Source organism: Micromonospora sp. NPDC047187, from assembly GCF_040643355.1.
Taxonomy (GTDB): domain Bacteria; phylum Actinomycetota; class Actinomycetes; order Mycobacteriales; family Micromonosporaceae; genus Micromonospora; species Micromonospora salmantinae.
In genome coordinates, this window is sequence record NZ_JBEYUF010000001.1 from 369,936 (window position 1) to 382,475 (window position 12,540).

Annotated in this window: 7 protein-coding genes; 2 read left to right on the top strand and 5 right to left on the bottom strand. The window is 69.6% G+C overall.

Annotated elements, in window-relative coordinates:
* Positions 1–82: 82 nt before the first annotated feature.
* Complete coding sequence (locus ABZ794_RS01590) at positions 83–3,181, bottom strand: BTAD domain-containing putative transcriptional regulator (protein ID WP_357513733.1); 3,099 nt, start codon at positions 3,179–3,181, stop codon at positions 83–85.
* A 562-nt stretch (positions 3,182–3,743) separates the two neighbouring features.
* Here ABZ794_RS01590 and ABZ794_RS01595 point away from each other — a divergent pair.
* Positions 3,744–4,076 (top strand): hypothetical protein, encoded by a 333-nt coding sequence (locus ABZ794_RS01595; RefSeq protein WP_357513735.1) that lies wholly within the window; start codon positions 3,744–3,746, stop codon positions 4,074–4,076.
* Positions 4,077–4,648: 572 nt separating this feature from the next.
* On the opposite strand, the gene ABZ794_RS01600 is transcribed toward ABZ794_RS01595, so the two are convergent.
* Positions 4,649–5,356, bottom strand: a complete 708-nt coding sequence (locus ABZ794_RS01600; protein WP_210780665.1) for an SDR family oxidoreductase — start codon at positions 5,354–5,356, stop codon at positions 4,649–4,651.
* An 838-nt stretch (positions 5,357–6,194) separates the two neighbouring features.
* Here ABZ794_RS01600 and ABZ794_RS01605 point away from each other — a divergent pair.
* Positions 6,195–8,276 (top strand): MMPL family transporter, encoded by a 2,082-nt coding sequence (locus tag ABZ794_RS01605; protein WP_357513737.1) that lies wholly within the window; start codon positions 6,195–6,197, stop codon positions 8,274–8,276.
* A 163-nt stretch (positions 8,277–8,439) separates the two neighbouring features.
* On the opposite strand, the gene ABZ794_RS01610 is transcribed toward ABZ794_RS01605, so the two are convergent.
* From ABZ794_RS01610 to ABZ794_RS01620, 3 genes are all read right to left on the bottom strand, one after another.
* The gene (locus tag ABZ794_RS01610; protein ID WP_357513739.1) at positions 8,440–9,813 is read right to left on the bottom strand and encodes a HAMP domain-containing sensor histidine kinase; all 1,374 of its coding nucleotides are present in this window, start codon (positions 9,811–9,813) and stop codon (positions 8,440–8,442) included.
* Positions 9,814–9,887: 74 nt separating this feature from the next.
* Positions 9,888–10,571, bottom strand: coding sequence for a response regulator transcription factor (locus ABZ794_RS01615; RefSeq protein ID WP_307850422.1), 684 nt, complete (start codon positions 10,569–10,571; stop codon positions 9,888–9,890).
* 75 nt (positions 10,572–10,646) lie between these two features.
* The gene (locus ABZ794_RS01620; RefSeq protein ID WP_357513741.1) at positions 10,647–12,428 is read right to left on the bottom strand and encodes a hypothetical protein; all 1,782 of its coding nucleotides are present in this window, start codon (positions 12,426–12,428) and stop codon (positions 10,647–10,649) included.
* Positions 12,429–12,540 lie beyond the last annotated feature (112 nt).

The following is a 12,540-nucleotide window of genomic DNA, read 5'->3' on the forward strand; positions in this document are numbered from 1 at the left end:
CTCAGGTGTGCCAGCGTCGGACTTCGACTCACTATCGAACAACCATCGAAAGGACTATCGAGCTCCCGCGACGTCGCCCGGTCTAGTTCACGGCATCCTGGCCGGGTGCGCCCCGGTTCTCGAGCAGCCGTGCGGCGAGCCGGCGACGCAGCTCGCCGGCCTCCCGCGAGCCGATGCTGTCCAGCGCGTCCACGGACGCCTGCCCCCGGGCCGCAGCGTCGGCCTGGTCGCCCTGGTGCAGATGCAGCTCGGCGAGGGCTTCCAGCGTCTGCCCGAGCCAGGCCCTGGCGCCCATCTGCTCGAACAGCACGAGGGCTTCGGTGAGATACCGCGATGCGGTGTGCGGCTCGCCCCGCCGTTCGTGCAGGATGCCCAAGCTGAGCAGGGCACGCGCGGACAGGGGTTGGTTGCCCGCCTCGTGGCTGAGCTTCTGCGCCTGGAGCAGCAACTCGCGAGCCTCCGAGAGCCTGTCCTGCCGGATACGGACCCGACCCAGGGCCTCCAGCGCGAAGGCGATCCCGAGCTGGTCTTCGGCCTCGCGCACGGTGGCGAGCACGCTGCGAAATGTCTCATCGGCCGCGTCGACGTCGTCTCGTTGCAGGTACATCTCGCCGAGCCGGTGACGCACCTGGGCGGCGACCCGGTGGTTGTTGTGCTCGGCGCAGATGACCAGGGCTTCCTCCAGCCAGCCTTTCGCGTTGTCGTGGTCGCCCTGCTCCAGGGCGATCTGTGCCATGCCGTTCAGCACGTGTGCCCCTCCGATGTGGTCCCCGGTGAGGCGCAGCTGTTGCAGGCTGTGGAAGTAGTTGTTCATCGCCCGGTCCAGCTGACCGGCCAGCCGGTCGAGGAAGGCCAGGTTGCGGCGCACCAGCGCGGTTCCGTACTGGTCGTTGACCTCGTCGAAGAGCACCTGGGCGCGTTCGAGGAGGAACCGCGCCTCCTCGCTCTGGCCGCTGGTGGCGAGCAGGGAGCCGAGCGAGTTGAGCACCGCCGCCTGGCCTCGGCGATTGTCGGCCCGACGGGTCTCGGCGAGGGCGAGGCGGTGGGTTTCCCGCCAGTCGGTGAAGTAGCCCTTGGCTTCGAAGAGGGTCACGGACGTGACGGCCAGCTCCCAGCAATGCTCGTCCAGGCCCATCCGCGCGGCCTGGTTGACCGCTCCCAGCAGGGACGGCCGCTCCTGCAGAAACCACTCCATGGGGGCGAGGGTCAGGTCGTCCACGGCGGTGAGGAGGCTCTTCCACCGTGGCGCGTCGCCGTGCAGAACGGTGTAGTCCCCGCCGTAGAGCCGGGAGTGGGCCGCCTCCGCCAGCAGCAGCCATCCGCCGAGCGCCCGTTGTACCGCGTCCCGCGCCTCAGCCGGGCCGTCTTCGTCGTGCAGCTGCTCCTGGGCGAAGAGTCGGACGAGGTCGTGCATCCGGAACCTGGGCAACCACGAGCCATGGGTGTCGACGACGTCGACCAGATGCGCCTCGACCAGATTGTCGAGGACGTTCTCCCCGGTGGTGAGATCGGTGTCGAGGAGAGCCGCGGCTATCCAGCCGGGAAACTCGGGCGTCTGGGTGAGCGCGAGCCGACGGAGCAGGCACCGCGTCATCTCGTCCAGATTCTTGTAGGTGAGCAGAATGTTGGCACGGACCGCCAGCCCGTCGTGTACCAACTCGTCGAGGCGGCTCTCCTCGACGGACAGCCGGTTGGCGATGCGGGCCAGTGAGCGGTGCGGTCGGGCGGCGATTCGCGCGCCGATGATGCGCAGTGCCAGTGGCAGGCCGTCGCACAGCTCGACGATCTCGTGGGCGGCCTCGACCTCGGCGTCGACACGGCGTTGGCCGACCATCCGGGCCATCAGGCTCAACGCCTCATCGGCGGGTAGCACGCCCAGTTCGACGTGGTGCGCCCCGGGCAGGCCGGTGAGGCGTTGTCGGCTGCTGACCAGGACCGCACAGGTGTCGCTGCCCGGCAGCAGAGGCAGGACCTGTTGTTCGCTGGCCACGTCGTCGAGCACGATGAGAAGACGGTGGCTGGCGATGTGACTGCGATAGAGGGCGGCCCGGTCCTCGAGTGCCGGGGGTATCGCGTTTGCGGGCACACCGAGCGCGCGAAGGAACAGCTCCAACAGGTATGCGGGGTCGACCAGGCCGCGCTGGTCGTCCTGAAGCCGGGCGAAGAGCTGACCGTCGGGGTACTGCTCGCTGATCGCATGCGCCGTGTGCAGGATCAGAGCCGTCTTGCCGACCCCGCCCGGTCCGGCGACGGCCGCGAGTTTGACGGCGTTCGCGGTCCGGGAGCCTTCCGGGGTGAACAGCCGCAGCATGTGGTCGCTGACCGACGACCTGCCGGTGAAGTCCGCCGGCGCCGCCGGCAGCATCCGTGGCGTCGGCGCGCTGTCACTCGACAGGCGATCGCTCACCCAGCTCGACAGCGGGGAGTGCAGGCTCTCGTCGCCAGTCAGGATCGCATGCTCGATCTCCTGCAGATCTTCGCCGGGAAAGATGCCGAGTTCCTCGACCGAGGTGTCCCGGGCGTCCCGGTAAGCATGCAGCGCCTCACCCGGGCGGCCAGCGCGTGAGAGGGCCACCATCTGCTGCGCACGCAGTCGTTCCCGTAGAGGATACTCAGCGACCAGTTCCCCGAGCTCGGCTATCACGCTGTTGTGTCGGCCGAGGGCCAGTTCGAGTTCGATGCACTCCTCATGGGTGACGATCCGTTGTTCGTCGAGGCGGTTCGCGGTCGCTTGCACGAGCGGACTGTCGATGTCGGCGAGGGCCGGCCCCTGGGTCAGCGCCAAGGCCCTTCGGTAGGCGGATATCGCCGCTTCCGGCTGCCCCAGTCCGACCAGACGCCGCGCCTCTTCAACGTGTGCCTCGAAGACCGTCGCATCGAGTTGGTCGTCGGCGACGCGGATCAGGTAGCCGGGTGATTGCGTGACGATGATGTCCCCGAAGCCGGCCTCCTTGAGTGTCCGGCGTAATGCGGAGATGCCGATCTGCACCTGAGACCGTGCGGTGGATGGTGGATTGTCGGCCCACACGGCATCGACCAGTCTGGTGATGGGTGCGACCTTATTTGCCGCCTGCAGGAGCATGGCTAGAATGACCTGTTGCCGCCGGCCTTTGATATGTCTGGACTGGCCGTCGGCCATCAAATTCAGGGGCCCGAGTATGTTGAATTTGTGAGATGCCATTCATTGCAGCCCTTCTTAGTCCCAGAGTTGCCAGGTAGATCAGTCGGGTTAGGCAGCAAAGGGTTTTTGAACGCTAGGGTGCCCGAGTCAGGTGAATTTCTCATTACCGGTTAGAGCGGCTTGAACGACCTGCTTCTGCTCCGGGCCGGGCGGTCTGCCCGCTACGGAAGTGAGCTCGAGCCCCTGCTGACGTCATCAGAACGACTGGCGAATGCATTGAAGTCGAACATGGCGCCCCCGTTGAAGATGCTGCGGTGCGGTTGTGCCCGCGAGCGACATGAGTCGATGCGCCCATGCGGCCGTCGGTACAGTAACCGACTGTATTCTGCGCGTGACGTGATCTCAACATGTGAGGCCGCATAAGATGAAGGCGGGTGCGAATCGGTCGGCCTTCAGCGCTCTCCTGGTGGGCGGTGCCAGGAGTGACGTCCGCCAATGTGCGGACCTGGCTCTGACCGCCACGGGTGTTTTAAGATCATCAGTGCGGTGTGACCAGCCGCGTTCTCACCATAGCCGTGCCGCGTCCCGCGTGCCGCGTGCCGCGTGCCCTGTGCCGCGTGCCGTGCCGCGGACCCTGCTCGGCGAAGCCGAGAGAGCGGCCCGTCGGACCGGTGACACGAAGGTCGGGCAATTCAATCTGCTCGACCTGGCTGTTTACAAGATCAGCGTGTCCCGGGTACTTGGTAACTACGGCACCGCCGTCGATCACGCCCGGCAAATCGACCCAGCCCGGATTGTCATGCCGGAGCGCCGAGCTCGCTACTGGGAAGACGCAGCGCTGGCACTACACGGCCGCGGGCGCCTGCAGGCGACATTCCAGGCGCTGCTTGCTGCCGAGCGAGACACCCCGCAGGCCCTCCGGCGGGCCGGCAGAACCCCAGGCGGCGCCCTGTAATGCCAACGGATCAACGACCCGCGCTCGATGACGCTCAGCGCCCGCAGCTTGTAGTAGTCCCCGAGCCGAAGAAGATGCGTTTCGGCCTGAAGAAGCCAACCCCCCAGGCCATCCTCCTAGGATGCTGTAGGTGCCGTGCGCTCAACCCAGCCGCGGCGGCGGTGTGGCTTGCCGGATATGCCTGTTGAGGCGGATGGCTCGGCAGGACACCAAGGCGTGTTTTGGAAGTCGTGGTGGCTGGTGAAGGTCCCGGCGTGGCGGTGATCGACAATTGAAGAGGTCTCCGGTCCGCCGATCACGGGCTCGGACGATCTCGCGGCGGTCTGACCACCAAGGCCCATCTGGCCTGTGAGCAGGGGCAGAAGGTCCTATGCCTCCCGGAGCCATCGGTCGCACCTTGGAGGCGCCAGCTTCAAGACCACGAAGTCGATCACGATCTTCAGGGCTTCGCTCGCCGTCCGCACCCCTGCGGCGGTCAGGCGGAGGCCCGGCTTCATGAGAATCCGGGCCGCCCGCCGGGCGTACGCCCGTTGACCAAGCCGATTACTCCGGCAGGCGGATTACCGGTGAAGTCAGGCGAAGAGGTTGCCGGTGATGTCGGCGTAGAAGTCGGCGGGATCGCGGGAGAGGGAGGCCTTGACGTTGGCGGTGGGCTTGTCAGCGATGACTTCGATCTTGCCTGCTTCCAGTCCGTCGAGGGCCTGGGCGACCACCTCGTGGGGCGCGAGCTTGGGGATGTCGACGCCAGCCATCATGTCCGTGTCGGCGATCGCCAGCGCCAGGGCGGTGACCAGAGTCTTCTGGTCTGCCAACTCGAGTCGGATGCCGTTCGTCAGGGACCACTCCGCGGCCTTGGAGGCGGCGTAGCCGTTGCTGCCGGGGCTGAAGGTGTACCAGCTCAGCGCCGAGATGACATTGAGGATGGCGCCACCGGCCAGCCTGGGCGCGAAGGCGCGGGTGACGTTGAGGGTGCCCCAGAAGTTGGTGTCGAGGTCGCGGCGGATGTTCTCCGTGGAGGGGCCGAGCAGCGGGGCTTCAGTGGAGGTGCCGGCGTTGTTGATGAGGATGTCGAGGTCGCCCACCTTGCCTGCGGCGGCCTCGATGGACGCGGGATCCGTGATGTCCAGCTGGAGCGCGATGGCGCCGGGGATGTCGATGCTTTCCAGGCGACGGGCGGTCGCATAGACGGTGGCTCCCCGGACGAGGAGGGCCTCGGCGAAGGCCTTGCCGAGGCCGCGGTTAGCTCCGGTCACGAGAGCTGTTGAGCCGTTGATTTGCATATCACCACGCTAAAACCTCACGTTGACGTCAGGGGCAAACTTGTGCGAGGTGAATCACGCTCGCACCTACGCCGGCCACACCGACCGCCGTGGACCCGCACCACCACCTACATCAAAGCTGACCTGCGCGCCGTCGCCACCGCCCTGGCAGCCCTCACCGGCCAACCCCACCCACTGGCCATCGAACACCGAGGGCGTCGATGGCCGCCGACGTAGCTTGACGGGGTGCCGATCCAGCGGGCGTGACCAGCTCGAGCGCAACCTTCCCGCGCTGCACGCATGCGACGCCGTCGTACGGAATCACGTACCCCCACCAGCAGTTGGTTGCCCGCAGCGGTGCGCTGTACCGCTGCGGCGGCACCGGCGATATGGGGTAGCGCCTGCAGCGCGGCGTCGATCTCACCCAGCTCGATCCGGCGTCCGCCGAGCTTCACCTGGTCCAAGGCGCTGCAGTTCTCCCCGCCACCGGTCTGGCCCTCGCCGGTCTCGGTGAGTACGTGTTGCTGCTCTGGGTGCTGCCGACCGTCGCCGCCGTGCCGATGCACTTCCTCGTTGAACTGCCCGAGCACATCCTCGACGCGTAGCTGATCCGGCCCGACGGCTGCGTCGCCTGGACCTTGCACCGCGCAGGATCTGGATCTGGACACCACCGCGCTGGGGCGTGGGCTCGGCACCTGGTTCCGCCACCCGGCCTGAGCGGCGCATTAACGGTCGTCTCAGATTCGCTCGGTACGAAGTCGGCATCAGACGAGCGATAACCGTGTGGAGGAAGCTAGTGATGGCAGTCAAGGCAGCGCCGCCCGGGGAAGCGCCGGCCGGTCGCTTGGCAGGCCGGTGGGTGCCATGGTTGGTGATCGGGTTGTGGGTGGCGCTGGCGGCGGTCATGGTGCCGCTGAGCGGGAAGTTGAGCTCGGTAACCACCGACAGAGCCGTGGACACCCTGCCGGCCAGCGCCGAGTCCACCAAGGTGGCGGTGCTGGAGGACAGCCTGCCCGGCGGTGAGGACAACACGTTCGTCTTCGTGTACCACCGGGCCGGCGGCATGACCGACGCCGACCGCGCGTCGGTCGAGCGCCACCACAACACCCTTGCCAAGCGGTACCCACCGAAGGCGACGGCGGCGGGCGGCGAGGACGAGGAGGGCTCACCGACGAGACCCTCCGCCGACGGCAAGGCGATGATGTTCACCCTCGACGTGAGCACGACATACGGCGCACCGGAGACCATCGTCGGCCCGTTGCGTGAGGCTGCGAAGGACCGCCCCGCCGGCCTGGAACTCGACGTGACCGGACCGGCCGCGGTCGACGGCGACCTGGACGCCGTCTTCGACGGCATCGACCTGCAGGTCTTCCTCACCACCGTTGTCGTCGTCACGCTCCTGCTGATCCTCACCTACCGCAGCCCGGTGTTGTGGTTCATCCCGCTCATGGCTGTGGGCGCGGCCGCACTGACCGCGATGGCGACCGTCTACCTGCTCGTCAAGGGCTTCGGCATCGTGATCAACGACCAGAACTCGGCGCTGCTGACGATCCTGGTGTTCGGCGTCGGCACGGACTACGCGCTGTTGCTCATCGCCCGGTACCGGGAGACACTGCACCACCACGAGGACGTCCGGGTCGCGATGGTCCATGCGCTACGCGGCGCGGCACCGGCCATCGTCGCGTCGGCGGCCACCGTGATCGCTGGCCTGCTCTGCCTGCTCGTCGCCGACCTGAACAGCACCAGCGGGTTGGGCCCGATCGGCGCGGCCGGCATCCTGTGCGCGCTGGTGGCCATGCTGACGCTGTTCCCGGCGCTACTCGTGGTGCTCGGCAGGCGGATCTTCTGGCCGGCCATCCCGCGGTTCAACACGGCCGTCCAGGAGAAGCCGGGGCTGTGGGGACGGCTCGGCACCGCCATCAGCCGCCGCCGGTGGGTGGCGACGCTGGGCTCGCTCGGAGTCCTCGGCGTGCTCGCCATCGGGCTGGCGGGCAACACCGGCGCCCTGCGGGAGCAGGACCAGTTCCTGTCCGCGCCGGAGTCGGTCACCGGCTTCACCGTCCTCCGCCAGCACTTCCCGGAACTCGGCGGCCAGCCGATGACGATCTTCACGCGGCCGGCGCACCAGGACCGGGTGCTCGACATCGTCAAGGGCACTCACGGTGTGGCCATGGCCGTCCCGGGGCAGACCAGCGGAGGCTGGGCCGACATCTCCGTGTTCCCGACCGACGCGCCGGACACCGCCGCGGAGTACGACACGATCAAGCGGGTGCGCACCGCCGTGCACGCGGTGAACGGGGCGGAGGCGATCGTCGGCGGACCGAGCGCGGAGAACCTCGACACCGAGGTCACCACCACCCGCGACGAGAAGCTGGTGATCCCGCTGGTGCTCACCGTCGTCCTGATCGTCCTCGGGCTGCTGCTGCGAGCGATCGTGGCCCCGCTGGTCCTGATGGCGACCGTGATCGTCTCATTCGCCGCAGCCTTCGGCGGCAGCGTGTTCGTCTTCGACACGATCCTCGGGTTCAAGGGCGTCGACTATTCGGTGCCGCTGCTGGCATTCCTGTTCCTGGTGGCGCTCGGCATCGACTACAACATTTTCCTGGCCAGCCGGGCCCGGGAGGAGACCGTGCGCCTCGGCACCAGAGAGGGCATGCTCAAAGCCCTCTCCGCCACCGGTGGCGTCATCACCTCGGCCGGCCTGGTCCTAGCGGCCACGTTCGCGGTCCTCGCCTCACTTCCGCTGGTGATGCTGATCGAGGTCGGGTTCCTGGTCGCCTTCGGCGTGCTGCTCGACGCCTTGCTGGTGCGGTCGGTCCTGGTGCCCGCCCTCACCCTGCTGATCGGCCGGCGGATGTGGTGGCCGAGCCGGTTGTCCCGACCGGTGGAGCTGCCGGACGATCAACGGCCGCTCGTGGAGGGGCCCGCGCCGCAACGGTGAGCGCGGCGGCACAGTCGAGATCCGGGACGGGCTCTTGCTCGTCCCGGATCTTTGTCATGGCCCGGCGGCCGTCACCGTGTCCGCCGCCCTTGTCCTGCGTCGCCCGCTGCGGCGGGTCCTGGCACCGCGTGCCGTGGCGGTCCCGGCGCCGTGCCGCAGCGGGTCAGCGCGCCACCGTGTCCACCCCCGCGGTGAGCCGCGTGATCGGAGCGGGCGGGGCGGTGGCCGGAAGGATGATCCGCAGCAGCGCGCCACCGCGTGCGGACCGGGCGACGGTGACCCGGCCGGCGTGGGCGTCGACGACCCGCTGCACGATCGACAGGCCCAGACCTGAGCCCGGCAGCGCCCGGGCACTGCCGGCACGGTAGAACCGGTCGAACACCCGCGGTACGTCGGCGGCGTCGATGCCCGGCCCGGCGTCGTCGACCTCGAGGACCGCCGACGCGCCCTCGGCACGGAGCCGGACCTGGACCGGCTGGTCAGCGGGGGACCACTTGCCGGCGTTGTCGATGAGGTTGAGCACCGCCCGCTGGAGCGCAGCGGAACGCCCGCTCACCCACACGGAGGTCACGTCGAGCGCGATCCCGATGTCGGGCACGCGGGAACGCGCCCGGGTCGCGGCGGCCACCACCACGTCGGCGAAATTGAGCAGCTCGGTGCTCTCGTCGCTGACGTCGCCGCGCGCCAGGTCGGTCAGCTCGGCGGCAAGGGTGCTCAACTCGGCCACCTGGGCGCCGAGATCGTTGAGCAGCCGGGTCCGGCTCTCGGCCGGCAGTGCGCTGTCCAGGGTGCCGCGCCGATCGAGCCGGATCAGCAGCTCGACGTTGAGGCGCAGACTGGTGAGCGGGGTCTTGAGTTCGTGGGCGGCGTCCTCGGCGAGCAGCCGCTGGGCCCGCCGGGAGTCCCGGAGCGCGGCGAGCATGTCGTTGATTGACTGGATCAGCCGCCGGATCTCCCCGCCGCCCTCGTCCGGGATGTCGGCGTCGAGGTTCCGGGTCTGCGCGACACGAACCGCGGCGGCAGTCAGCCGGTCGATCGGTGCCAGTCCGGTCCGCGCCACGGTCCGCCCGACAAGGGCGCCTCCGGCCACGCAGAGCAGTCCGATCAGCAGCATGCCGAACCCGAATCGGTTGATCGGGCTGTCGTCGCTGTTGCGGGCCACCTGGACCGCGCCGTCGCCCACCCGCAGCGTGTAGATGAGGTAGCCGTCGTCGTCGCTGTCGTTCGACTCCATCAGGTCGGCCGAGGCGCCCTGCGCCACGCGCCCGGCGGGCCCGCTGACGGGGGGCAGCGCGGGTTGGCCGGCCGGCGTCCGGGTCGAACCGTCGGGCAGGATGACCCGCACCAGCCGACCGGATCCGGGATACGGCGGTAGCTGGACCTGCGCCAGACCGGTGTGCTCCACTGTCGTCGCCAGGACGCGGGAGTCCGCGCGTAGCTGATTCTCGGCGTTGTCCTGCAGCTCCGAGTCCAGCAGCTCGCTGGCCACCTGGAAGGCCACGAACACGCTGACCGCGATGGCCGTCGCCGCGATCACCGTCAGCCTGCTCCGCAGGGACCGCCGGCGCCACCATCGGGTCAGCCGACGCGGTTCCCGGCCGGCGGGCCTGCTCACGGAGGAGTCTCCCGCAGCGTGTACCCCAGGCCGCGCAGCGTGTAAATCAGTCGCGGCTCACCCTCGGCCTCCATCTTGCGGCGCAGATAGCTCACGTACACCTGAAGGTTGTTCGCGGTGGTGCTCATGTCGAAGCCCCAGATCGCCTCGAACAGCACGTCGCGGGTCAACACCCGGGTCGCATTGCGCACGAGAACCTGTAGCAGGGAGAACTCGGTCCGGGTCAGATACAGCGGCCGCCCACCCCGCCACGCCTCGAACCTGTCGGGATCGAGCCGGACGTCGGCGAACGACAGGATCTGCGACTCGTCGTCGCCCGGCGCGCGGCGGCGCAGCAGAGCCCGGACCCGGGCCAGCAACTCCTCGGTGGCGAACGGCTTGGGCAGGTAGTCGTCGGCGCCCGCGTCCAGCCCCGCGACCCGGTCGGAGACCTGATCCCGGGCGGTCAGCATCAGCACCGGCAGATCCCGACCCGCCGCCCGCAACCGCCGGCAGGTCTCCAACCCGCCGAGGCGGGGCATCATCACGTCGAGGATCAGCAGATCCGGCGCCGCGCCACCGATCCCGTCGAGCACGGCGAGACCGTTGGCGGCGGTGCTGGTGCCGTAACCCTCGACCTGGAGCACCCGCTCCAGCGACTCACGGATGGCCGCCTCGTCATCGGCGATCATGATCCGCACGCCGACCCGCCCCCTTCCAGTCGATGCTTTGCCGCTCATCCTCCCCGATCAACCTGAAGCCAGGATTAGGAACTCCTAACGGTGGCTGCCGGTGGAGCGGAGTGACCAGCGACCGGCTTCCTGATCCGGCTCGTTGTCCGCTACCGGATTGCCCAGCTGGGTCACCCAGTCGACGAACTCCGCGTCCTGCCTCGGCAGCGGCTCGCCGTCCGCCGGGGTGCCCCCGTCGGCCCGGGACTTGTTGCGCCGGAACAGGCCCAGCCGCCCGCTGGCCCGTCCCGCCTCGACGACGGATGCCGGGTGGGCCGGCGCGGGGACCGGGTCGGCCCCGGCGGGGCGGGCCGGCACGGCATCGGTCGTGCGCGTGGGCCCGGCGCGCTGGGCGGTCGCGAGGGCGTCCCAGTTCGCGGCCCGGCTCAGGTTGGGCAGTGGCGGTCGGTGCCGAGGTGGGAGCGCCGGTTCGGGCCTCTCTTGCGTACCGGCTGACTGGGTCGCCTCGGCGCCCGGAGCGGGCTCGGCCGAGGGCGGCACCCGCCGCGCCGGAACGACCGGCCAGGTCGCCTGAACCCGCGTCCGGTCGGTCTTCGGCGGCTGGTACATCCGGAGGGTCCCCGGGGCGGCGAGGGCCCCGTCGGGCGGCATCCCGTCGGGTTCGGTGTCGTCGACCTCCGCCTCCGCCGTCCCGGAGCCGTCCCCGCCAGGTCCCGCGGGAAGGTGGGCCGCCGTCGCGGGGGTCGGTTCCGATGTCTCCGGGGTGTCGTCGAGGTCGGCGGGTGCGGCCAATGCGGCGGTAACAACCGGTGCACCGAAGCCCAGCGGTTCGGCTGCGGTCGGGAGCTTCGCTGCGGTCGCGCCGGCGACCGGCCCCGTGCCGGCCAGGTCGGCGGGCTCCGGCTCGTCGGTCGTACCACCAACGGCCGGCCTCGTGGCCTGCCGCACGGCGGAACCGGCGGCCAGCGGACGGAGGATGTCGGTTGACTCGTCGACCCGCGCTTCGGCGGTGCGCGGCAGGAGCGGCCATCGGAACGACGCGGCGGCGGCTGAGCCGAGCACACCGGCGGCGACGGCGAGCAGCGCCGCGTAGTACGGCGTGATCTGGTACCGGTCGACGGCGTCGCCGGGACCGGCGGTCAGATAGGTGAACGCGACCAGCATCGTGCCGGCCGCGCCGGTCACGCCGTTGACCAGCGGCGGATGCCCACGCCAGCGGGCCAGCCCGCCGGTCGCCGCGCCGATGAGCAGGGCCACCGACGGCAGAGTCAGGATCGCCAGCCGGTGTGCCGCGTCGGCGTCGAGCCAGGCTGGCTCCAGCACACCGAGCCGTACGGCGGGCAACGGCCCGGCGGTGGCGAGCGACGGGACGACCGAGGCGAGCGCCAGTAGCCAAACGACGCCGCCCACTGCTGCCATGTTCCAACCCAGCGGCGGCTTCACCAGTACGGCGATCGCGGCACCCGCGCCAACCAGCGCGCCGAGGGCCGCGCAGATGCCGAGGGCCCAGATCGGGTCCACAGAGAAGCGTTCGGCGGCCTGGGCCGGCCGGATGCAGAGCGGCGCCACGACGGTGGCGCCCAGTGCGGCGGCGGCGGCGACGGCCACCAATCTGCCCGTGCTCCCCAGCGCTCCGTACCGGCGGGCCAGGCGTGCGGCGACGATGGTGCCGGCTACGGCGGCGTGTGCCGCGAACCAGCCCACCCAGACGAGCTGTGCAGGCCACTGGTTGACGGCGGCGCCGGTGGAGGCACCGGCGAGCTGGACGATGCCGAGGCTGAACGCGATGCCGAGTTGACCGGCACCGGCGAGCATGCCCATCCCGAGCGCTGTGAGCAACAGGTTGCGTCGTGTGTGAGCGAACATGTCCGGCACGTTACGCACCTAGTGCGGTTATTTTTACGGAATGTCGGTTTCGCGGCTGCGGCGGAGGACTCGCGGCGACATGCGACGTGCGCGACGCCGACCAGCGCGAACT